We start from the raw sequence: 21,790 nt of genomic DNA, 5'->3' as shown, positions 1-21,790 counted from the left end.
CCATTTAGTGAAACAAATGTAAATAAAAACCATAAGCTTATAAATCGTTGATAATCAATTAAATAAAAGAATTGGCACGATGCTTGTTTTAGATGAGTAGAGTATTTAAAAACTGAACATCATGAGAAATTTTACACTTTTCAGCTCCGCAATTCTATCCTTGCTGTTTCTCAGCAGTTGCTATACCGAAGTAATTTTAGAAGACGTCTTTATTGAAGAAACTCCCTTGCAGACCAGACAGGTTTTAGAGGCATATGATCTTTGGTATGTGGATATCCAATCAACAGAAGGAAATGGTGAAGTACCTTATCTGCAAAGAGCATTTACCCTGTCCTTTGTCAACGGTTTGCTCTATGCCAATAACAATATATCCGGGATTGGAAAAACAGGAAATGGCCTGGGCATTAGAGTGGGATATTACGATACCGGACTGGGAATACTGGAGATAGATCACGATGTTGATGGCCTATGGAGTCTCGAGGTATTTAGTGTAAATGGAAGAACAATTGAATTATACGACAGGAGATCTAACACCTCTTATTATCTCGATGGTTACCAGAGGTCTAATTTCGATTACGACCGATTGTTTTACGAGAATATTGAACTTCTATTACAGGAGTACGATGTATGGGAAAAGACTTTTGTAAGTAATACTGGTTTTGCCAATGAATTTGATGAGGAAAATTTCCTGCAGTTCTTTGAAGGAAATGCAGGAACCCGATTCAGGTCATCAGTAGATGCACCGGGAACCCCATTGTCTAATGTTGTTTGGGACTATGAAGGTTTCTATGAGATCTACGACGTACAAAACGATGAAACGCTCAAAACTTTAACGTTAGACTACGCCTTTATGGGCAATGATTATTTTGAATTGTACGTTATTGATGATAATACGATCGAATTATACCACCCGGATAGCGAGACAGTATATGAATTCCGGGGCAGAGGGTATATTCAGTTCCTGAAATCGGAGAGTTCCTCAGAGGGTAAAAAGAGGAAAAAAAGTGATCGCCCGACGATGAATGTGAAAAGACAACGCAAATAAAATACGCTCCTGACAAAAGGAGAGGAGAGAAGATTTTTTGGTTGGTTATTTGGTTAAAAGCCGTCCTGTATACCTAAAACAGGGCGGTTTTTTTATTGAGATTCACCCATTTTACGTATCTTATTTGAGCTAATTTCTAATGAGATTAAGATGAACTCCAGGTACAAAGTTGAATTAGGGAATACCGGACATAAAGAGATACCGGGCAACCCCTCCACAGCCACCAGCAGTACTAAAAAGCTAAACGATCGTTCTAACGGCAAGCCACTAAAGGTACTTAGTGAGGACGACTGGAACTTCTGGATTCATAATGGATATATCATCATAAAAAATGCTGTTTCAAGATCACAGGCAGAAAAAACAGCGAAATTCCTGTGGGAATTTGATGAAAAAGATCCGGAAGATCCTGAAACCTGGTACGCCCCACCGAGGGCCGAAATGCAAATGAAAGAGCTCGCCGGTACGGGGATGGTGGAGGTATACAACCATCAAATCCTATGGAATAACAGGCAAGAAAAACGAGTATATGAGGCCTTTACAGATATCTGGGGAACAGAAAAACTATGGGTGACCATAGACAGGGCAAACCTCAATTTTCCGCAACGTCCCGGGCATGAGCAAAAAGGATTTATTCATTGGGATTACGACCCTGAAACCAAGCCTCAAAATGTTCAGGGAGTCCTGGCCCTGGCAGACCAGACCGATGAGAATATGGGTGGTTTTCAATGTATCCCCTGGCTTTATCGAAATTACGAGACCTGGAAAAAGAATCAACCGACAGACCGGGATCGTTTTCAACCGGATATTACCGGACTTGAAGATAAGATCGTAAAAGTAAAATTGGAGGCGGGAGACCTTCTGATATTCAACAGTACCCAGCCTCATGGTATCAGGCCCAATCGATCAGAAAACAAGGTGCGCATCGCACAGTATATTTCCATGATGCCGGCAGAACCGGAGAACAAAGCTTTGCTAAACTGGAGGATAAATTCCTGGAAGAACAGAGTAGCTCCGGAAGGCTATGCCTTTCCCGGAGACCCCAGAAATTGGGAACAGGAGAAATACGAAACTGCCAAATTATCACCGCTGGGAGAACGTCTCCTGGGCCTTAGGTCCTGGTGATCTTCAATTATTAAACTCTTATTCAAGGCGGTCACCTCTTAAATTAATCCTATTTTTGCGCCCTTAAATACAAAGGGTTTGAAAAAGTACCTCAATCTATTCGATTTTTCTCAGGAGGTTAATTACCGTACTGAGATCCTTTCCGGCCTTACCGTTGCCTTAGCTTTGGTGCCGGAGGCAATTGCATTTGCACTTATCGCCGGATTATCTCCTCTTACGGGTTTGTACGCGGCCTTTGTCATGGGCCTGGTAACTTCCGTTCTCGGAGGCAGACCGGGGATGATCTCAGGAGCAACAGGGGCAGTAGCTGTCGTCATTGTAAGCCTTGCACAACAACACGGGGTGGAATATGTTTTTGCTGCCGTAGTATTGGCCGGTTTATTGCAGGTAATGGCAGGGATGCTGCGACTCGGGAAACTGATGCGCCTTGTTCCACATCCTGTGATCTTTGGTTTTGTCAACGGACTGGCGATTATCATATTTATGTCGCAGCTCGATCAATTTAAAAACGCCGACGGAAGCTGGCTCAGTGGTAATAACATGCTGTTTTTCTCAGGGCTGGTTATACTTACCATGCTGGTGATATGGGGTTTGCCAAAGATCAGCAAAGCGGTACCTGCCTCTCTTGTAGCTATCTTACTGGTCTTTGGATTAGTACTCGCCTTTGGGATTGATACCCGTACAATTGGAGACATTGCGTCAATAAAAGGAGGCTTTCCCCCTTTTCACATTCCGGAAGTTCCAATATCATTTGAAACGTTGCAGATTATTTTCCCCTATGCGGCCATAGTTGCGGGAGTCGGACTCATCGAAAGCCTGCTGACTCTGAATATCATAGATGAGATCACTGAAACCAGAGGACGCGGGAACAAGGAGGCTGTTGCCCAGGGGACGGCCAATATTCTTTCAGGAATATTTTCTGGTATGGGTGGCTGTGCAATGATCGGACAGAGTCTGATCAATACTTCTAACGGGGCAAGGGCAAGATTGTCTGGTATTGTCGCCGCCCTGATGTTATTGGCCTTTATTATGTTCGGTGCAGATCTGATAGAAAAGGTGCCTATGGCGGCCTTAACCGGACTTATGATCATGGTGGCACTGGGGACCTTTGAATGGGCAAGTTTGAGAACCTTTAGGCGGATGCCAAAAAGTGATGTGCTGGTTATGGTACTCGTAACCCTGGTCACCGTATTCCTTCACAACCTGGCCCTGGCCGTTTTGGTAGGAGTTATTATCGCAGCCCTGGTCTTTGCCTGGGATAATGCCAAAAGAATCCGTGCACGGAAACATATCGATGAAGACGGGGTAAAACACTACGAGATCTACGGGCCTTTATTTTTTGGATCTGTGACCTTATTTAACGAAAAGTTTGACGTACTAAACGATCCCGATGAGGTAATTATCGATTTCAGAGAAAGCAGGGTAGTAGACATGTCGGCCATTGAAGCCCTGAACAAGATAACAGAACGCTATCTCAAAGTAGGGAAAAAGGTACACTTAAAACACCTGAGCGGGGATTGTAAAAGACTGCTGAAAAATGCAGATGCCATTATTGATGTAAATGTACTGGAAGACCCTACCTATAAGGTAGTAGTAGATAAGATTTAAGTATTCTTGATTGGGATTATATCCTGAGCCCATTTCATAATTTTCTTCGATTTTAGTTTGCTGAGGCCCAGTCAGGTCTTCATATAAAGCAATATTGACAGCCCCAGGAGTTTTTTCTTTTTAAAAAATTTGGCTCAGCGCAGTTCTCTAAGCCATTTTTTTAATTATTTGGATTTGATTGATTTAGTTTAATTTCTCACTTAAGATAGCCAACATAGTCTTTATACCTTCTCGATAATTCCCCAGCCGGAGGTTTTCGTTGGGACTATGCTGATTATTATCCCTGTTTACAGTAGGGACTGTGACTGCCGGGATGTCTAAAGTGGTTACAAAAGGGGAAATTGGTATAGAACCACCACTCATACGGATCAATATCGGTGATTCACCAAAGGCATTGGTAAGGGCACTTCGAAGCCAAATCCCCACCGGGGAATCAAATGATGTCCTGAAAGACTGATAGGAGATCTCATAGGTGAAGGTGGCGATCTTGTCATGAGCAAGACGCTCTTCTTTGGAGGGTTCCCGATCCAGTACAAAATATCCTTCTGAGGCCACATGCTCCTTAACCAGGTTTATGAGTCGGTTTGGATCAGTTTCCAATACCAGCCTTACATCCAGCTCAGCCCGGGCCCATCCTGGAATGATGGTCCGCACTTTATTATCGATCCATCCTGATTGCATCCCGCGGATGTTCAGGGAGGGATATTGAATGGCTTCCTGATAATATCGCCCAACCAAATCAGCCGTTTTGATCTGCAAGCGATCTTTTATCTGCGCCTCATCATCCGGGACTGCTTTGAGAATGTTTTCTGTAGCAGGATCAATCGAAACCCCATCATAAAAACCAGGGATGATGACACGACCCACATCATCCTTCATAGATGCCAGTAATTTGGAAAGGCGCAGTGCCGGATTAGGAGCATAATTTCCAAAATGCCCACTGTGCTGAGGTACTACAGGACCATATGTAGTTAGTGTAATTGTGGCAATGCCTCTGGCTCCAAAGGTAAGGGTGGGTTTGTTGGTAATATGCCGGGGACCGTCAAAAATAATAAGCATATCAGCTTCTAAGAGATCAGCATGCTCTTTTACAGCTTTAGGCAGTTGGGGTGACCCCAATTCCTCTTCAAAGTCCATGATCACTTTCAGGTTGTAGTTTGGGACAATATCTGAATCGGCAGCGGCATCCAAAGCAGTCAGGAACATTGCTATAGGCCCCTTTGCGTCACTTGCAGAACGGGCAAATATCCTCCAGTTGTCTTCATAATTATCTATTTCATCCCAGGGTAGAGCTTCCCAGCTCCCGTCAGGAAGGGGTTTCTTAAGCACAGGGATATAAGGGCTTTCCTGAAACCAGCGGGTACTGTCTACCGGTTGTCCATCTACCTGTAAATAAACCAGCACCGTGTGTTTTGCACCTTGATGTTTTCTTTCGGCCAGTAGTAAAGGAGCCGTACTGGTTGAAATCCTGGTACTGCTAAACCCCCTTTTTTGAAAAGCCTGTTCACACCATTGAACATTTTCTTCAATGGCTGTGGGATAAAAGGCATCGTTGGGGATGCTAAGCAATTCCTGTAACAGGGGAAATGATGTTTTGGCATAGGCCGAGGATAGTTTATCTAGTAATACTCGCGTCTGACCATAACCCACTAAATAGCCTAAAAGAAGGAAAATACCCGTAGATAAAATGATCTTATTTTTCATAGCATTCAAATGTACAGATTGATATTAAGGAATTAGACTAAAGCATTATATCAATGTGTTAGGGATTATTTTATAATATTTTTTAAATGCACCAACTGCCCTGTCATTTCCCAATGCCCAAGAGAGATGGGAATGTTCCCAATGCTATTTAACCTGTCCATAAACTCCCTGATCTGAAAAGGTTTCTCTACATCTTCCTTCATTTTGGCATAATCGGCAAGGGCGCTTTCCAGCAAATATTTTCCGGTGATATAACTGGTACCGTATCCCGGTTGCCTCATATAGAGGTGTTGTTCAAATAGCAATAATTCCTTTTCCGTCTTCATCCATCCTCTGGGGGTGTATTCCGAATGGATACCCCCTGCTTCTTCCATGCTCATTTCGTTGGCGTGGGCATAGAGAGACCCCAGACCTCTGGCAGCCCTTTGGGCAATCATGATATATACGATTTCTCTGCTTCTCGGGGAATCGTCGTATAGGCCGGCTTGCATGAAGAGTTCTTCCACCGCTGTTGCTGTTCCTTCATTTCGGGAATCAAAGATATTGTAGAGTAATGGGCCACGCCTGATAGGACTTGCATGAGGTTCCAGGTCCATACGGGCCAGTTCAAACCAGTGGTAGAAATGAGAATACAGTGGTCTGGGATCATAGTGTTCCCCAATCACGAAAAAATTTCGTTTGGCTTCGGGAACAAAACTTCCAAGATGTTCTCTTAAAGCAGGCTCAAAATAATCTTCTACTGTTACGATCTTCTGTGTTTTAAGAAAATCAAGCAGGCTCCTGGCTGCTTTGTTGGCCATAAGATCGTATGCTTCAGGGTTAGCGGCTGCCACCAGAGGCGGAAGGTTTCTGTTTCTGTGTTCTTCCAGTTTTAAAGAAGTCCAGGCCCTGGCCAGTTCCCGTTTTAAGAGCATTACTTCATCCTCCCAACTAAGCGGAACCAAATGCACATTCTGGAGATACCAGGTGTAATTTTCTTTACCGATCCCTGAAGGTCCGGTTTTGGTAATTGCCTGTTCTTCAAGCCAGGAGGCAAAACTATTTGTTGAGGTGATAGCTTCCCGTATGGCTGCCTTAATTTCCTCATCCTCTGCTATACCTTCCTTATTGAGAATCTTTTCCAGTGAGTTCGACTGATTCTCAATAACCCTTATCCCGGCTTGCCAGAGTTCTTTAGCATTTCCAATCAGGTTTTGTCTGGCCTGGATATTCAGGGGAGGGATTACCCTGAGATCTCCTAAGAAATTACCTCGTTCTTCTTTTGACAATGGGAAAGAGTAGGTCCAAAGTTCCAGGGTTTTATGGTGGGTAGGGCCTTCATGAGCGGGAACATCAGACCTAAATTCCCAAACCGATTTGTAATATGCAGGATCCCGCTCCCATGGTTTCAGGATGCGGTGGTTAAAATCATATCCATTCATCTCAGCCCAGACCAACGTCCAGTCTACCCTTTGGGGTATTGACCAATTAGTAGTATCAATGGTGATCAGTTGTTGTTGGAGGTCCTTGAACACGGGCCACCGCGTTTTAAAGGTCTCAGCGGAATAATCAGGTGCTCCATTTTTCATAGGAGGGGTCTCAAAAGAACGCCATTGTTTAAAAAGAAGCAACAACTTATCGTATGAGGCTTCTATATTTTTAGAAGTTCTTATCGAAGTATCCGGACTATTTACTTTTACTAGTTCAGCCTGCCCAAAAAGGGTACAGGTTAAGAAAAGGAAAATGATCTGGAGCAGAGCTTTCTTAAACATGGTTTTTGTACTAAAATGAATTTGGAGAAGTAAGTCAACCCCTTATTGGTTTTCTGCAAGAGAAGCAATTATCCTCTTCGTTTTTGAGATCATAGATTCTACTTCCTCGGTCTTGCCTTTTAGGGTAAATTCAAAGGAATCCATGGTGTAATTATTTCTCTGGATCTGATCCTTTAATGAAAAACCTATGGATATGATTTCATCCGACTTATTATCCCGGAATATTTCGCGTATTTCACTCCAGTCAACATCCTGCAATTCCTCAAAGGAATCAACGGTGATGTGCAGTGCGTTTATAGCTATTTCCGTTTGCCTTGAAGCAGGTGATTGCCGTTGCGCATTGATTTGAAGAATAGTAAAAGAAAGGAGGAGGAAGAGGGTAAATCTGATCTTCATGGTTTGGAATTTCCTTAAAAATAGGGAATTACTGCAAAATATAAATAGGTTGTAAACAATTCGTGTAACTATCCTTCTTCTTTGCTAAAAAGATTTGTGAATTTATTCCAGCTCTCTATAAACCAATTCGTGCTTAGCTTTAGTTCTTTCTGGGCCAATAGGTCTTTTGTGTCCTCATAGCCTTTTTGGATCAGTCCCTCGATCTGGCTGGTATCCGCTCTCCCGAAGGCCGAGAGATCGGGTTTGATCAGGAGATCTGCATGTTCGGTTTGTAATTTTGCCGCCTGCTGCATAATAAAGTGAAAGCTGTTTAAAAGTACATCCAGGATATTGCCGGGTTCTTCATAAGCGTGTTTGGCATTGAGATCTACCCCGATCACAAATTCAGCTCCAATATTCCTGAGTGTTTTTATAGGTACATTTTCCACAATTCCCCCATCTAAGAGCATTCGGTCATCGAGCTTCACCGGTTTAAAAAGTCCGGGAATACAGGTACTTGCCATCACAGCTTCTGCAACCGGTCCTTTTCTCAGAATCACCTTTTCACCACTGCCGGCATCCGTAGCGATAATGGCAAGAGGGATTGACGAATCTTCAATATTCTTCTCTCCAATATGTTCAGTAATAAGCGCTCCGAATTTTTCATTAGACAGCAAACTGTACCTGGAAAGTGAGATGCTGGTAATATCCATCCACTTTAATTCAGAACTAATATCCCTGATTTCACTCCAGTCTTTTCCAAAGGCATAAAGGGCGGCAACAAATGCCCCTATACTGGTTCCTGTTATGAATTGTATGTTGAGATCCTTTTCCTGTAGTGCTTTTAACACACCTATGTGGGCAGCTCCCAATACAGCACCTCCGCCCAAAGCCAAACCAACTTTCTTCATAGTATTGAAGGGATTCGATTAATTTTTTTTCAATTTAGAAATTTACCTTCTCTTTTTTCCAAATCCCTGCTGTCCTCCTCTTTTTTTGTTTCGGTTTGCAAAAAATTCCTGTTTTTTGCGTTGTTTTTCCTTCTCCGCCTCCTTCTTTTCTGCTGTATTCATAGGACGGTCGGTTTGAGGGTAGGGATGATCAGAGATAATTTCAATTTTTTGCTTGGTGAGTTTTTCAATATCGGTGATATAGGCATTTTCCTCAGGTTCACAGATGGAAATAGAAATTCCTTCTTCCCCTGCACGGCCGCATCTGCCGATACGGTGTACATAGGTCTCCGGCTCGTTAGGGATGTCGTAATTGATCACGTGACGTAGTTTATCAATGTCGATACCCCGTGCTGCTATATCTGTAGCCACCAGTACCCTTTTTCTTCCTTCCTTAAAATCCTTGAGTGCCCTTTGGCGTTGATTCTGCGACTTGTTCCCATGGATGGCCGTAGCTTCTATTTTCTTTTTGTGGAGGTTGCGTACGATCTTGTCGGCCCCGTGTTTTGTACGGGAAAACAACAAAACTTGTTCCAGTTCCGGATCCTGAAGGATATGAAATAACAGGTCTTTTTTACTCTCTTTGTTGGTGGGATAAAGGTATTGCTGTATGGTTTCTGCCGTTGAGGAAACCGGACTTACCGCCACTTTTTTTGGGTTTCTCAGTATTTCATTTGACAGTTTAACAATGCTCTTGGGCATAGTGGCGGAAAAGAAGAGCGATTGCCTTTCCCTTGGAAGCTTGGCGATGATCTTTTTAATATCATGGATAAATCCCATATCGAGCATGCGGTCTGCCTCATCCAGCACAAAGTACTTTATATGATCAAGGGTAATGAATCCCTGGTTCATCAGATCTAATAAGCGCCCAGGAGTGGCAACGAGTATATCTACTCCATTTCGCAAAGCGTTGGTTTGAGCGCCCTGCGAGACCCCTCCAAAAATTACTGTATTCCGCAGATGAGTATATTTTCCGTAGTTGGTAAAGCTTTCGGCAATTTGTATAGCGAGCTCACGTGTAGGAGTCACTACCAGAACCTGTACTTTTCTTTTTCCTTTGTGATTTTGCGGTTGGTTGGCCAAATGTTGAAGGATGGGAATGGCAAATGCTGCTGTTTTCCCTGTTCCGGTTTGGGCGCTCCCAATTACGTCCTCTTTGTTCAGGACAAGGGGGATGGCACTGGCCTGAATGGAAGTTGGAGTAGTGTAATCCACATCTTTCAGTGCATTAAGGATTGGGGGTATAAGGTTGAGGTCTTTAAAAGTCATGTAGTTTATTTCAAGCTGCAAAAGTACTATTAAATGGGCCGGTAGTGAAGAGAAAGGGTGAAGAACTGATTAAGGTAGAATATAAAAGAAGAGAAATGCCAGGTATAAGGCCTGAGGCAAAACCAAAGTTGAATTATTTTTATATTCCTATATTACATCAAACTATACACATTATGAGAAATTTACTTTGGCTCGTGGCAGTTATTTGTATTGTTGTCTGGTTACTGGGATTAGTGGGAATAATTGAAGGTCTTGCTACCGGTAATCTCGTCCATATATTACTGGTAATTGCTATTATTACGATATTATACAATGTAATCTCAGGGCGTAAGCCTATGTAAACCTTTCCTTATGAAAAGAATTATTGGCATCCTTCTTTTACTCCTGGCGGTATATCTGGGGTATACGGGCATTACTTCCTTCTCCGAAAGCACCTCTTCTGTTGATGTATTGGGAGTGGAGTTAAAAGCTGAAGACAAGCAGCAAAAGAATACATCTTATCTTTATCTCGGCTTTGCCGTTATAGCCGCAATAGGAGGTATTGTGCTTGCCAAGTCAGACAGCAAATAGGAAATAAGCAGTTTTCTCAGAGCAGGATAATGAGTAACAGAATAATGATCAAGGCTCCGGCAGAAATATAAATTCCGTTGCCGGTAGTACGCAATTGTGTTTTGATTGCTCTAACTTCTTTGCGCAATGCCTTTTTCTCAGCCCGTTTTAAATCGGATTTATCCATTGCCTTAATTTCTTCAAGGCGATCAAGCATTATTCTAACTTCGGCTGGAATTTCGGTAGGTTCCGGAGTCCGTTCCTTTTTGGCCGCTAATACAGGTGTACTTACACTAAGGGACAAAAATAAAAGCAGAGAAATAAAAATGGCTTTCTTCATGATTTAAACTTTATGGATTATATGTTAAAGTACATTATTCTATCTAAGGAAACTTAATAATAGCTTTTTTTTTGGAAATCAATGGAGTATCAGAATAGCACATGCTATTTTTCCTTTATTCCTTCAAACGTATTCCCGTCGTTGTTGATCCACAACATTTTGTCGATGGTACCTGATGGGTCTTTTTTAAAATCAATGTAGGCGTAGAGGGTCCGACTGAAGAATCGGCCGTCTTCGAGCGGCACCAATTGGGAATACCCTCCTTCGTTGGCTCTTGCCTGTACGCTGCCGTCTATCAATTCTACATATACCTTAAAGTTGGGACCAAAAGCGTAGGTTCCTAAATAGGGAATGGGATTTATTTCCCCCTCTATTTTTGGAAGAGCAGTTTTTGCTCTGCTCCTGTACTCTTTGCCAAATACGATGGCTGCTATATCGCTTCTGAAAAAATCAGCGACGCCCGTCTGAATATTTCCTAAAATTATAATAGAGACATCAGCTTCCCGATAGTGAAGATAGTCGGCAATATATCCGTTGATCCGCCCATCGTGTCCAAAGACGTCCTGCTCATAAGAAGTATACACAGAAATGCCAAGGCCGTAACCATTGCCGTAGTCTTCTAACATCTTATCATAGGACGATCCTTCGAGTAATGATCTGTCCCGGATAGAATTGATCCAACGCTGTAGGTCTTCAACGGTGCTGTAAAGAGAACCTCCGCCTTTGAGGATTTCGGGATCGAGATAGGTAGTGATTTTAAGATCCTCGTAATCCAGAGCATCGTATCCTACTGCTAAATTTGCCACTATTTCGTTGCTACGGGCATGGGCAGTATGGTCCATCTTCAACGGAACAAAAAGTTGCTCTTTTAAGAATTCCTGGTATAATTTTCCGCTTACCCGTTCAATTAATTCTGCAAGGACGGCATATCCTCCATTTGAATAGCGGTATTGAGAACCAGGCTCAAATTCAAGTTCCTGCTCCAGCACTAAGTCGGCTATATCGGAGATCTTCGTATTCCTTAAGGAAAGCTGGTTAAAATCCGGGATGTTGTAAATGTCAGTAATCCCTGAGGTATGCGTAAGGAGCTGCTCAAGGGTAATCCTTTCGGCTTTCGGAACTTTTGGAAAAAATCGAGATAATTTATCTGAGGTTTTTAATTTCCCCTGTTGCTCTAACACTAAAATGGCAGCAGCGGTAAACTGTTTAGAAATTGAGCCAATTTTGAATTTGGTTGGCAACGAATTAGGGACCCCAAAAGATTGGTTGGCATTGCCAAAACAACCACTGTAAATTGTCTGTCCTGCTTTGTTAATAAGAATACAGCCGCTGAAATCTCCGGTTTTGACATAAGTGTCGGTATAGTTTTCAACTTGTTCGCTGATCGTCTGTCCTCTGAGAGAAGCAACAAGGAATAACAACAATAAAATAGATAAGCTGAATTTCATTTGATTATGATTTTAATTGATGAATGATTTTAGGAAAGTTAACGTATTTACTTTGGCGGGAGGCTCATCACATAATCGAAACTTATATTGAGTAGCTCCACCACATGGTCAGGATCTTTTAGCATTTCTTCCGTGATCAGGATATACCCCTGCATAATCGAATTGTAAGATTTAAAGAGAGTGGTGTTGTACTCCTCCAGATATTTTTGCTGAATTTCTTTTGAAAAACGGATGCCGAGCTCGCCGGCTTTATTTAGTTGTGAGAACATGTACCCATTCGCAGAAGTGTAGGGCATAGACTTCCCCTTGCGCTCAAAACGGGAACATCTGCTCACTAATTCATCGTAGACCTTTAATTTTTCTTCCCACATCCCGAATAATTTATCTTAAAATACAAAATTTTGACGTCCTTAATTCTGGTTTCTTCAATCTCACGGATTAGACAAAAAAAGTGCCCTTACTTCGTTTATAGAAAGATAAGGGCACTGCAGTATTTTAAGTAGGGCTAGAGTGTTCTCAGATATTCCGCAATATCCCGGGCCTCTTCCTGGGTAAGGTTCTGATTGAGCATAATAGCGTTGTTATACTCCTTCAAAAGCGCCTTGGCGATAGGATCCTCACGTAGCATGCCGTCAGGATTTAAGATCATATTCATCACCCATTCCGGACTGCGTCTTTCGTAAACTCCGGCCATAGCCGGACCGATCATCCGTTGTTCGGCCATGTGGCATGCCGTACAGATAGCATTGTATTTCGCTTCTCCCCGGGCAGCCATTTCCGTATTTATTTCATCCGGAAATGTCAGATCAGTTATTGGACCAATACCTTTATTATCCATATCCACCGGCACGCCTTCCGACTTCGTATCGACGCTGGTCGTAGACTTGGTCCTGTTCATTTCAAAGCCCTCTTTTTTCTCTTCTTTCTTTTCGCCGCAACTGAGAGCAAAAAAGCCCAACACCGCTGCCAGTAGTATTTTTTTCATCGGTACATGTATTTTGTTCTTACTAAGATATGAAATTCGCCCTTACTTAATTTTGCTCGAAGAACTTTAACGCCCTTTTTTCAGTATAGGCTATATTCTGGGCATCGTAAAACCCCACATGTCCTCCGTATTCAGGAACCTCCAGATAAATATTTTCATTGGCAGCCGCCTCTTTATAAGGATAACATTCCGGACCCAAAAACGAGTCGTTTCGGGCATTGATGATAAGCGTCTTTGTCCTGATATTGTCGAGGAATTGCAAGGCACTGCACTGAGCGTAATAATCAAGGGCATCTACAAAACCGTGGGCTCTGCTGGTGTAGATATCATCAAAATCCTTCAGGGTCTTGATCTTATGGATTTCGTGGTCTGGCAATAGTTCAGGAAATTGAGGCTGTTTCGCCTTCAGTTTAGCCACCAGGTGTTTTCTAAATCTGCGGGCATAAGGGATGTTTTCCCATCGCATCAAAGCCTTGAGGGAACTGTGTAGATCCACCGGTACTGAAACAGCAACAATAGCCTTTAGTGAGGGAGGAAGCTCCCTGCCTTCTCCTGCGTATTTCAATACCATGTTCCCGCCCAAACTAATGCCTTTGATATACAGTTCTGAATATGTTTTGCTTCCCAATATATGTTCAACTACTGCATCCAGATCTTCTGTTGCCCCCGAATGGTAGGAACGATAAAGTCGGTTAGGTTCCCCACTGCACCCCCGAAAATTAACTGCACAACAGTCGTATCCCGCCTGATTAAGGTGTTTTGCGCTACCTGTAATATAAGGTCTTTGGCCGTGCCCTTCCAACCCGTGAAGCAGGATTACTACTTTGGAAGAAGCCTGCTCTGCAAAACTCCAGTCGAGATCCATAAAATCTCCATCGGGAAGTTCGAGGCGTTCGCGTTCTTGTTCAAAATGGTCGATTTTTCGAAATAAACCATAATAAACCGTAGAAACATGGCCATTCCTAAAGAGTAAAGGGGGCTTGTACTTTGATTGCAGCTCCGGCATGGATTACGGCTTTAGGGATAAAGCTTGAGAAGTTGATATTGAGCCTCAACAGCCTCCCTGAATTCATGTTTAAGCTGAGATACGAGTTCTTCTACGGCTAATACATTCTCAACAGTAGTCACACCCTGTCCGGCTGACCAAATGGTCTTCCAGGCTTTTGCTTCGGTATCGAGTTCTTTGCCAAAATCGATCTTCCGGTCTTTTTTCAGATCTTCTTCGGAAATTCCTGCAGCCTTAAGACTTGCACCCAGAAAATTGGCATGTACTCCTGATATGGCGGCGGTATAGACCACATCACTTGCGCCGGCATCAATGATCATTTTGCGATACTCTTCAGGGGCTTTACTTTCGGTTGTATTGATAAAACGTGTACCCATATAAGCCAGGTCTGCCCCCATTTGCATGGCAGAGGCAATGTCACGCCCGGTGGAAATACATCCTGACAGGATAATGGTTTTGTCAAAGAATTTTTTGATCTCAGCTACCAGGGACATGGGATTTATCGTACCGGCATGGCCACCGGCCCCTGCGGCTACTAAAATCAATCCGTCTACCCCGGCTTCGGCAGCCTTTTCAGCATGCCGTTTTTTGATAATATCGTGAAATACGAGTCCACCGTAACTGTGCACGGCATCAACTACCTGTGATACTGCTCCCAGGGAGGTGATGATGATGGGCACCTTGTGTTTGATACAGAGTTTTAGGTCGGCCTCCAATCTGGGATTGGTCGGATGTACAATGAGGTTCACCCCAAAAGGAGCTGCTTTTTTACCGCTCTCTTTTTCATAGGCAGACAGGGCTTCCTTAATTTCTATCAACCATTCTTCAAAGCCCTCGCTACTACGCTGATTAAGGGCGGGAAAGGTTCCAACGATACCGTTTTTACAACATTCCACAACTAAATTGGGTCCTGAAATCAGGAACATAGGTGCTGCAATGGCCGGCAGGGAAAGCGACTTTATAAAGGCTGGTTTTGAACTCATCTGATCAAATTAGGCGCTAAAAATAGGGATTAATTTTTTTGTACAGGCTCCTGAAGAAAGAGAAAACAATGGTATTTTTACCGCTTTAAAAAGGAAAAAGATGACTTATTTAAAGGAATTTGAGGTGAGATGGAGCGATCTGGATGCCAATCGCCATATGGCCAACAGTGCATATACCAACTTTATGAGTCACACCCGAATGGCTTTTCTCATGGAAATGGGATTTGATCACAAAACCTTAATTGAGCATCAAATAGGCCCGGTTGTATTCTACGAGCATATGTATTACTTCAAGGAAGTTTTTCCCGGAAAGCCAATAAAAGTATCAGTTGAAGTTACGGGAATGAGTGAAGACGGAATGTTTTTTGAATTTCAGCACAATTTTTATACGGCAGATGGCATGAATGTGGCACACTGCGAAATGATGGGGGCCTGGATAAGTCTGGAAACCCGAAAATTAATTCCACTAAAGGGAGAACTTCTCAATAGATTTATGGATTTTGAAAGGGCTGAAAACTTTAAACTGCTTACAAAGGAGGATACTCGAAAATTTAAGAAGTCACCGAAGGATCTGGCTTAGCTTTTTTACTCACCAGATAAACGCCAAGGCAAACCATCAGGGCGGCAATAATCTTAACAGGACTTAATTCGTCCTTCCCGCTTGCAACGGCAAAAACGATCCCTACCAGCGGCTGAACATAGATAAAAGCACTTACCGTTGACGCTTTTAGTTGTGTGAGGGCGAAGGCGTTAAAGAGATACGTGCAAAAGGTGGTGCCTAATACCACAAAGGCGATCTTCCAGAGGGCTTCACCCGGGAGTGTTGTCCATGAAATCTCAAGAAAATCAGGTAGTGCCACAGGGAGGTTAATAAAGATTCCTAAAAGGAAAAGCCATTTCATCAGGGTGAAAGGATGATATTTTGCAATTAGTTTTTTAACCAGGATAAGGTAGAGGCCAAAAAAGAGTGCATTGACTAAAAATAGCATGTTCCCCAAAGGAATATTAGGCGCATCCTGTCTTACTTCCTGCCCGTATATAATGAGCCCCAATGCACCTATGAGCCCGATGATAACTCCGAGGCCTTTGAGTAGCCTTATCCGTTCCTGAATTAGGAGAGCAGATAGGACAACAACAATTATAGGTGTGGTCGTTACCAGTACAGAGCTGTTAATGGGAGTGGATAGTTCAAGGCCTTTAAAAAAGGCAAGCATATTGATAACCATCCCAAAAAGCGCGCAGAGAATGAGTCGGCCCCAATCTTTCTTTTCAATCTTTTCACTCGGCCCCAGGAAAGAGATAGCCCAAAAGAGGGCTGTTGCACCCAGTACGCGAATCATTATAAAGCCAAAAGGTTTTACGTAGATGGGCATAACGCCTTTGGCGATGGTATGGTTTAGGCCATAAATGACGGTTGCCCCCAGCGCGGCAAGAAGGGCAAGAGTTCTTTTTGTCAAGGATGGAGTGTTTCTCGGGCCTCAGCCACGGTTTTTTTAGCATTGCCAATAAAGACCTTGTCTCCGATAAGCAGGACTGGTCGTTTCAGGAAGGTGTAGTGTTCCAAAAGCAGCTTGCGGTAATCCGATTCCGTTAGCTTCTTATCTTTGAGATTACGCTCTTTGTACATCCTTGCACGCTTACTAAAAAGTGCCTCGTAACTTCCGGCCAGTGTCTTTAATTGGAGGAGTTGTGCCTCAGATAAAGGTTTTGTTTTGATGTCCTGAAGCGTGATCCCCTGGGGCAAATTGAGTTCGCCAATAATTCGTTTACAAGTATCACAAGTGCTTAAGTAAAAAAATGTCCCTTTCATCGGCTAGTCATTTTAGGTTTGGAGAATCTCTCTATGCAAAGAAACCCAATTATGGCCAAAAGTTATACTTTTATCAAAATGAAGTCATGGAAAATCTTTTCAACATTACCTCAAAATTACATGACATATATCACAGGGTACTTACAGAAACCCCTGAAGAGCAATTATTCGTCATCCCGAATTCTCACAAGAACAATCTTTTCTGGAATATAGCACATGCCCTTGTCACTGAACAATTGCTTATCTACAAACTCAGTAAGCTTCCTATGCGGCTTGAGGATTCACTGATCGATAGATACAGCAAAGGGACATTCCCTGAGGAGGAAGTAAGTGCCGAAACGGTAAAGAAGATAGCTGACGCCTTGTTACTCGCTCCGGACTGGATAAAAGGGGATTATGAAAAAGGGATTTTTAAAGAATTTAATTCATACACTACAAGTGCAAAAGTCACTTTGAATTGTGTAGAGGATGCGATTGCCTTTAATCACTTTCATTTGGGATTACACTACGGTACTATCCTGGGGATAAAGAAAATTATTTCTACCGGGGGATAATTCAGAGCTTCATTCCAGGAGAAACAAATTTCTTTGCTTCCTTGAAGGGAATTAGAAGTTGTATTTGTCCATCGGCATAGGAGGCAACTTCGTATTGGTTGTATAATAACAGAATGCCTTTTGGCGTGAGACCAATATTTTCGGGCAGGTAGAAGGTGTCGCGCTCGAACATAAATCCGGTACTATTGATAGGAGCGTCTGCAGGAATTTTTTCCTGCTCCCTGAATTTGGTTTCAGCATAGGAGCGGAAAGCCAGGAGATCTCTGAAGAGCTCACGCGTATTTATTTCCTCACCTTTTTCTATGTCAAAATTCAGGAAATTAGAGGCTGAATAACCATGAGCTCCTCCGGTAAACAGATAGGAATCCAATTTTATGGACAGCACACGTCTGTTCTCAAAAGATACTTCCGCATTAATGTTCGCTTCCCATGGTACCGTTTCGTCGGGGTAGACCTCTTTTAACTCTGAATACCCCAGGGAGAATGAATTTACTGCTTCATTGAGGTTGTCAACCTCCAGGCTGTCAGCAAAAGTTAGTAGTTCTATGATCTCTGCTTCAATTCCGTCGTTTACTGTCCTTCCCAATTTAGTATCTTCCAGAATCCGGGGATAACTAATGGATATTTCCGGGCAGCTGTTACAGGGAGCACTGGTATAGACCACAGGCTCCATTACGAGAGCTGATTCTTCTTCACAAGAAGTAAAAACCGCAACAACTGATAAGACAAACAGAGGTTTTAAAAACTTCATTTAGCAGTGTTCTTTAGATGTTACAAAGCTAAGGTATAATCTATATTAGACCATTCTTACACAGAGGGTATTTCATCTAAAAAAGGATTGGTTAAATACAGCCCAGAACGATACCTTTGTAGCTTCATTCGAAGAATATGAGAAAGAAAACACTAAAATTCAATAGTAAGACCATACACGGGGGCCAAGAACCAGATGCCGCTTATGCGGCTGTAATGCCACCTATTTATCAAACCTCTACCTATGCACAGTCGACCCCTGGGGGCATAAAGGCTATGAGTATTCAAGAAGTGCTAATCCAACAAGAACTGCTTTGGAACAATCTCTGGCCAGTATAGAAAGTGGTAAATACGGTCTGGCATTTGCCAGCGGCTTATCTGCCATAGATGCCGTGATAAAATTACTTTCTCCCGGAGATGAGGTGGTTTCCACCAATGATCTTTACGGAGGGAGCTACCGCTTGTTTAAGCAGGTTTTTGAGAAGTACGGAATTACTTTTCATTTTGTAGGCATGACAGATCTGAACAAGGTTGCCGAAAAAATTAATTCAAGGACTAAGTTACTTTGGGTAGAGACCCCCACTAATCCGATGATGAATATTATCGACGTGAAAGGGGCGGTAAAACTGGCTAAAGACCATAACCTATTACTGGCCGTGGACAATACTTTTGCCACACCTTTCTTGCAAAGGCCTTTAGAGCTCGGCGCCGACATTGTGATGCATTCTGCAACAAAATATTTGGGAGGACACAGTGATGTAGTTGTTGGTGCCCTGGTAGTTAAGGACAAAGACTTAGCCAATAAGCTGTACTTTATTCAAAATGCAAGCGGGGCTGTTTGCGGGCCTATGGACAGTTTTCTTGTATTAAGGGGAATAAAGACCCTTCATGTGAGGATGCAAAGGCACTGTGAAAATGGGAGAGCTATAGCCTTATATCTCAAGGATCATCCCAAGATTGAGAAAGTATACTGGCCCGGTTTTGAGGACCATCCCAACCACGATATCGCCAAGTCACAGATGAGTGATTTTGGGGGGATGATTTCCTTTATTCCCAAAGGCAGTTCTTTCAAAGATGCCGTCAGCATAGTAGAAAAACTTCAGGTTTTTACCTTGGCAGAATCCCTGGGTGGAGTGGAAAGTCTTGCAGGCCATCCGGCGAGCATGACACATGCGAGCATTCCTAAAGAAGAAAGGGAGAAAAGTGGTGTTGTAGACGCTCTTATTCGCCTGAGTGTGGGAATAGAAGATGCCGACGACCTCATTGCCGATCTGGAACAAGCCATTGGCTAGGCCATTTGTCAAATAGGTAAAAAAAAGACCCTTTAATTAAGAAAATAATATAATTTTGATCTTATATTGTCGATCTAACAACAGCCTTTAAATAGCAAATAACATATGGATGCAAAAATCAATGCCTTTATGGATGAGGTTAAGGGTAGAAATGGTCATGAACCCGAATTTATCCAGGCCGTACAGGAAGTAGCAGAGACGGTAATCCCTTACATAGCCCAACACGAAATCTACAATGGAAAAAATATACTGCTGCGCATGGTTGAGCCCGAACGCCTGTTATCCTTCAGAGTTGCATGGGTAGATGATGATGGGGAAATACATGTCAACAGGGGATACAGGATTCAAATGAATTCGGCCATAGGGCCTTATAAAGGTGGACTGCGTTTTCACCCAACAGTAAATGCCAGCATCCTGAAATTCCTGGCCTTTGAACAGGTATTTAAAAACAGCTTAACCACGCTCCCCATGGGAGGTGGAAAAGGAGGATCCGATTTTGATCCCAAAGGGAAAAGTGACGATGAGGTAATGCGTTTCTGCCATTCGTTTATGACCGAGCTGTGCAGGCACATCGGTCCCAATACAGACGTTCCAGCCGGAGATATTGGGGTAGGTGCAAGGGAGATCGGTTTTCTGTTTGGGATGTACAAAAAAATAAAAAATGAATTTACCGGAGTACTAACAGGAAAAGGACTTTCCTGGGGAGGTTCAAAAATCAGACCTGAAGCAACAGGATATGGCACCGTATATTTTGCGGAGAATATGTTGAAGACTAGAGGTGAAAGCATTGAAGGTAAGACTGTGGTTATTTCGGGTTCGGGAAATGTGGCTCAGTACGCTGCTGAAAAAGTTCTGCAGTTAGGAGGAAAAGTGGTTACCCTCTCCGATTCGGGCGGGTATATTCACGATAAGGACGGAATTAATGAAGAAAAGCTTGAGTGGGTTATGGACCTTAAAAATAATCGAAGAGGTCGTATTTCAGAGTATGTGGATAAATATAGCTCAGCCACGTACCACGAAGGAAAAACTCCATGGGAAGTGCCTTGTGACATAGCCCTGCCATGCGCCACGCAAAATGAACTCGATGGCGACGGGGCAAAAGCACTCATCAAAAACGGTTGTATCTGCGTTGCTGAAGGAGCCAATATGCCATCAATGCCTGATGCCATTCACGCCTTCCATGAAAACAAAATACTTTTTGCTCCCGGAAAAGCTTCAAATGCAGGGGGAGTTGCTACCTCCGGACTTGAAATGTCTCAGAATTCCCTGAGGATCAGCTGGACAAGAGAAGAAGTAGATGATCGTCTGAAGGGAATTATGGAGGATATCCATGACTCCTGTATTGAATACGGAAAAGAAGATGACGGATATTGCAACTACGTTAAAGGTGCAAACATCGCCGGCTTTGTAAAAGTGGCAGACGCCATGCTCGCCCAGGGGGTGATATAAAAGCCTTCAACATAAAATGAAATGGCCCCCTGGACTCTCACAGGGGGCTTTTTTGTACTTTTAAGCGCAATCTATTCCCAATGCGAGTGACAACCAGAGCTATTGTGCTCTCTTCCCTTAAATACGGAGATACCAGCCTGATCGTAAAGATGTTTACGAAATCAGACGGGTTAAAGACCTACCTTCTCAAAGGGATACTGGGATCGAAAAAAGGAAAATTAAAATCGGCTTATTTCCTGCCCTTAACACAGTTGGAAATTGTTGCTGTCCACAGGAATAAAGGCAGTATGGAACGACTGCAGGAGGTAAAGGTCATCAATCCCTATCAGACATTACATTCGGATATTGTCAAAAATGCTCTTGCCTTCTTCCTCGCAGAAATGATGGGCAACAGTATCCATGAGGAAGAAAAGAACGAAGGCTTGTATCAATTTCTGGAAGCCGCCTTTCAGTGGGCAGATCACCACGATCAGATCAGTAATTTCCATTTGTATTTTCTCCTACAAGCTAGCAAGTACCTGGGCTTCTATCCCGATATTTCTGAGCCGGTTTCTGAATATTTTGACCTGCAGGACGGTCGCTTTGTAATGCAGCCTACCCTGAACCCACTCCTAACAGGACGAGAATTATACCTTTTCCAGGCCTTCTTAGGCACAAATTTTGATGCTATTCAAACAATTAGAATCAAGAAGGAAGAGAGACAGGCTTTGTTGCAAAAATTGGTCCTCTATTTTGAATTACATTTGCACGGTTTTAGAAAACCCAGATCGCTGGAGGTTTTAAATGAAGTTTTCAATTGA

Annotated in this window: 23 protein-coding genes and 1 pseudogene; 10 read left to right on the top strand and 14 right to left on the bottom strand. The window is 43.0% G+C overall.

All coding sequences use genetic code 11. The features are described 5' to 3' along the window. Nucleotides 1-121 precede the first annotated feature (121 nt). The 3 genes from EQY75_RS12210 (at nt 122) to EQY75_RS12200 (ending at nt 3,775) form a co-directional block, all read left to right on the top strand. A complete protein-coding gene (locus EQY75_RS12210) occupies nt 122-1,045 on the top strand; it encodes a nicotinic acid mononucleotide adenyltransferase (RefSeq protein ID WP_129606260.1) in 924 nt (307 codons plus the stop codon). Between the two features lie 150 nt (nt 1,046-1,195). Further along, nucleotides 1,196-2,167 carry a phytanoyl-CoA dioxygenase family protein gene (locus EQY75_RS12205; RefSeq protein WP_129606258.1) on the top strand — a complete coding sequence of 324 codons (972 nt, stop codon included), beginning with the start codon at nt 1,196-1,198 and terminating at the stop codon, nt 2,165-2,167. 78 nt (nt 2,168-2,245) lie between these two features. Further along, on the top strand, nt 2,246-3,775 hold the full coding sequence (locus tag EQY75_RS12200; protein ID WP_129606256.1) for a SulP family inorganic anion transporter: 1,530 nt from the start codon (nt 2,246-2,248) through the stop codon (nt 3,773-3,775). A gap of 183 nt (nt 3,776-3,958) precedes the next feature. Here the strand turns inward: EQY75_RS12200 and EQY75_RS12195 are convergent, their stop codons facing one another. From EQY75_RS12195 to EQY75_RS12175, 5 genes are all read right to left on the bottom strand, one after another. After that, nucleotides 3,959-5,479 carry a M20/M25/M40 family metallo-hydrolase gene (locus tag EQY75_RS12195; RefSeq protein WP_129606254.1) on the bottom strand — a complete coding sequence of 507 codons (1,521 nt, stop codon included), beginning with the start codon at nt 5,477-5,479 and terminating at the stop codon, nt 3,959-3,961. Between the two features lie 65 nt (nt 5,480-5,544). Continuing rightward, nucleotides 5,545-7,230 (bottom strand): hypothetical protein, encoded by a 1,686-nt coding sequence (locus EQY75_RS12190; RefSeq protein ID WP_217349961.1) that lies wholly within the window; start codon nt 7,228-7,230, stop codon nt 5,545-5,547. A gap of 42 nt (nt 7,231-7,272) precedes the next feature. Beyond that, nucleotides 7,273-7,626 (bottom strand): hypothetical protein, encoded by a 354-nt coding sequence (locus EQY75_RS12185; protein ID WP_129606252.1) that lies wholly within the window; start codon nt 7,624-7,626, stop codon nt 7,273-7,275. A 68-nt stretch (nt 7,627-7,694) separates the two neighbouring features. Beyond that, nucleotides 7,695-8,516, bottom strand: coding sequence for a patatin-like phospholipase family protein (locus EQY75_RS12180; protein ID WP_129606250.1), 822 nt, complete (start codon nt 8,514-8,516; stop codon nt 7,695-7,697). A gap of 42 nt (nt 8,517-8,558) precedes the next feature. Beyond that, the gene (locus EQY75_RS12175) at nt 8,559-9,824 is read right to left on the bottom strand and encodes a DEAD/DEAH box helicase (protein WP_129606248.1); all 1,266 of its coding nucleotides are present in this window, start codon (nt 9,822-9,824) and stop codon (nt 8,559-8,561) included. Nucleotides 9,825-9,997: 173 nt separating this feature from the next. Between EQY75_RS12175 and EQY75_RS12170 the strand changes: the two genes are divergently transcribed. Together EQY75_RS12170 and EQY75_RS12165 are read left to right on the top strand one after the other, a co-directional pair. Beyond that, nucleotides 9,998-10,165 carry a lmo0937 family membrane protein gene (locus EQY75_RS12170; RefSeq protein ID WP_129606246.1) on the top strand — a complete coding sequence of 56 codons (168 nt, stop codon included), beginning with the start codon at nt 9,998-10,000 and terminating at the stop codon, nt 10,163-10,165. Nucleotides 10,166-10,175: 10 nt separating this feature from the next. Further along, entirely contained in the window at nt 10,176-10,394 is a 219-nt protein-coding gene (locus EQY75_RS12165) for a hypothetical protein (protein ID WP_129606244.1), read from the top strand. A gap of 16 nt (nt 10,395-10,410) precedes the next feature. Here the strand turns inward: EQY75_RS12165 and EQY75_RS12160 are convergent, their stop codons facing one another. The 6 genes from EQY75_RS12160 to EQY75_RS12135 form a co-directional block, all read right to left on the bottom strand. Next, nucleotides 10,411-10,713: a hypothetical protein gene (locus EQY75_RS12160; RefSeq protein WP_129606242.1), complete on the bottom strand. Its 303-nt coding sequence runs from the start codon at nt 10,711-10,713 to the stop codon at nt 10,411-10,413. 104 nt (nt 10,714-10,817) lie between these two features. Further along, complete coding sequence (locus tag EQY75_RS12155; RefSeq protein WP_129606240.1) at nt 10,818-12,161, bottom strand: serine hydrolase domain-containing protein; 1,344 nt, start codon at nt 12,159-12,161, stop codon at nt 10,818-10,820. 47 nt (nt 12,162-12,208) lie between these two features. Beyond that, the gene (locus tag EQY75_RS12150; protein WP_129606238.1) at nt 12,209-12,532 is read right to left on the bottom strand and encodes a hypothetical protein; all 324 of its coding nucleotides are present in this window, start codon (nt 12,530-12,532) and stop codon (nt 12,209-12,211) included. Between the two features lie 134 nt (nt 12,533-12,666). Beyond that, the gene (locus EQY75_RS12145; RefSeq protein WP_129606236.1) at nt 12,667-13,146 is read right to left on the bottom strand and encodes a c-type cytochrome; all 480 of its coding nucleotides are present in this window, start codon (nt 13,144-13,146) and stop codon (nt 12,667-12,669) included. Nucleotides 13,147-13,192: 46 nt separating this feature from the next. Beyond that, a complete protein-coding gene (locus EQY75_RS12140; protein ID WP_129606234.1) occupies nt 13,193-14,152 on the bottom strand; it encodes a YheT family hydrolase in 960 nt (319 codons plus the stop codon). 11 nt (nt 14,153-14,163) lie between these two features. Next, nucleotides 14,164-15,135, bottom strand: coding sequence for an NAD(P)H-dependent flavin oxidoreductase (locus tag EQY75_RS12135; RefSeq protein ID WP_129606232.1), 972 nt, complete (start codon nt 15,133-15,135; stop codon nt 14,164-14,166). 100 nt (nt 15,136-15,235) lie between these two features. On the opposite strand from EQY75_RS12135, the gene EQY75_RS12130 reads away from it, so the two are divergent. Next, the gene (locus EQY75_RS12130) at nt 15,236-15,715 is read left to right on the top strand and encodes an acyl-CoA thioesterase (protein ID WP_129606230.1); all 480 of its coding nucleotides are present in this window, start codon (nt 15,236-15,238) and stop codon (nt 15,713-15,715) included. Here the strand turns inward: EQY75_RS12130 and EQY75_RS12125 are convergent. Beyond that, nucleotides 15,687-16,592, bottom strand: a complete 906-nt coding sequence (locus tag EQY75_RS12125) for a DMT family transporter (RefSeq protein ID WP_129606228.1) — start codon at nt 16,590-16,592, stop codon at nt 15,687-15,689. The genes EQY75_RS12130 and EQY75_RS12125 overlap by 29 nt on opposite strands. Then, nucleotides 16,589-16,945 (bottom strand): arsenate reductase family protein, encoded by a 357-nt coding sequence (locus EQY75_RS12120; protein ID WP_129606227.1) that lies wholly within the window; start codon nt 16,943-16,945, stop codon nt 16,589-16,591. Before EQY75_RS12120 ends, EQY75_RS12125 begins: the two co-directional genes overlap by 4 nt. A gap of 86 nt (nt 16,946-17,031) precedes the next feature. On the opposite strand from EQY75_RS12120, the gene EQY75_RS12115 reads away from it, so the two are divergent. Beyond that, a complete protein-coding gene (locus tag EQY75_RS12115) occupies nt 17,032-17,499 on the top strand; it encodes a DinB family protein (RefSeq protein ID WP_129606225.1) in 468 nt (155 codons plus the stop codon). A gap of 1 nt (nt 17,500) precedes the next feature. Here EQY75_RS12115 and EQY75_RS12110 read toward each other — a convergent pair whose 3' ends face one another. Beyond that, on the bottom strand, nt 17,501-18,250 hold the full coding sequence (locus EQY75_RS12110) for a DUF3298 and DUF4163 domain-containing protein (RefSeq protein WP_129606223.1): 750 nt from the start codon (nt 18,248-18,250) through the stop codon (nt 17,501-17,503). A gap of 137 nt (nt 18,251-18,387) precedes the next feature. Between EQY75_RS12110 and EQY75_RS12105 the strand changes: the two are divergent. The 3 genes and pseudogenes from EQY75_RS12105 to recO all read left to right on the top strand — a co-directional run bounded on the left by EQY75_RS12105 (nt 18,388) and on the right by recO (nt 21,790). Continuing rightward, nucleotides 18,388-19,541: pseudogene (locus EQY75_RS12105) on the top strand (cystathionine gamma-synthase). A 105-nt stretch (nt 19,542-19,646) separates the two neighbouring features. Then, a complete protein-coding gene (gene gdhA, locus EQY75_RS12100) occupies nt 19,647-20,990 on the top strand; it encodes an NADP-specific glutamate dehydrogenase (RefSeq protein WP_129606221.1) in 1,344 nt (447 codons plus the stop codon). Between the two features lie 80 nt (nt 20,991-21,070). Further along, nucleotides 21,071-21,790 (top strand): DNA repair protein RecO, encoded by a 720-nt coding sequence (gene recO / locus EQY75_RS12095; RefSeq protein WP_129606219.1) that lies wholly within the window; start codon nt 21,071-21,073, stop codon nt 21,788-21,790.

This window comes from Muriicola soli (genome assembly GCF_004139715.1).
In the GTDB taxonomy this organism is placed as follows: domain Bacteria; phylum Bacteroidota; class Bacteroidia; order Flavobacteriales; family Flavobacteriaceae; genus Muriicola; species Muriicola soli.
Note: the sequence above shows the minus strand (reverse complement) of the source record. Positions and strands in the feature narration are given on the sequence as shown.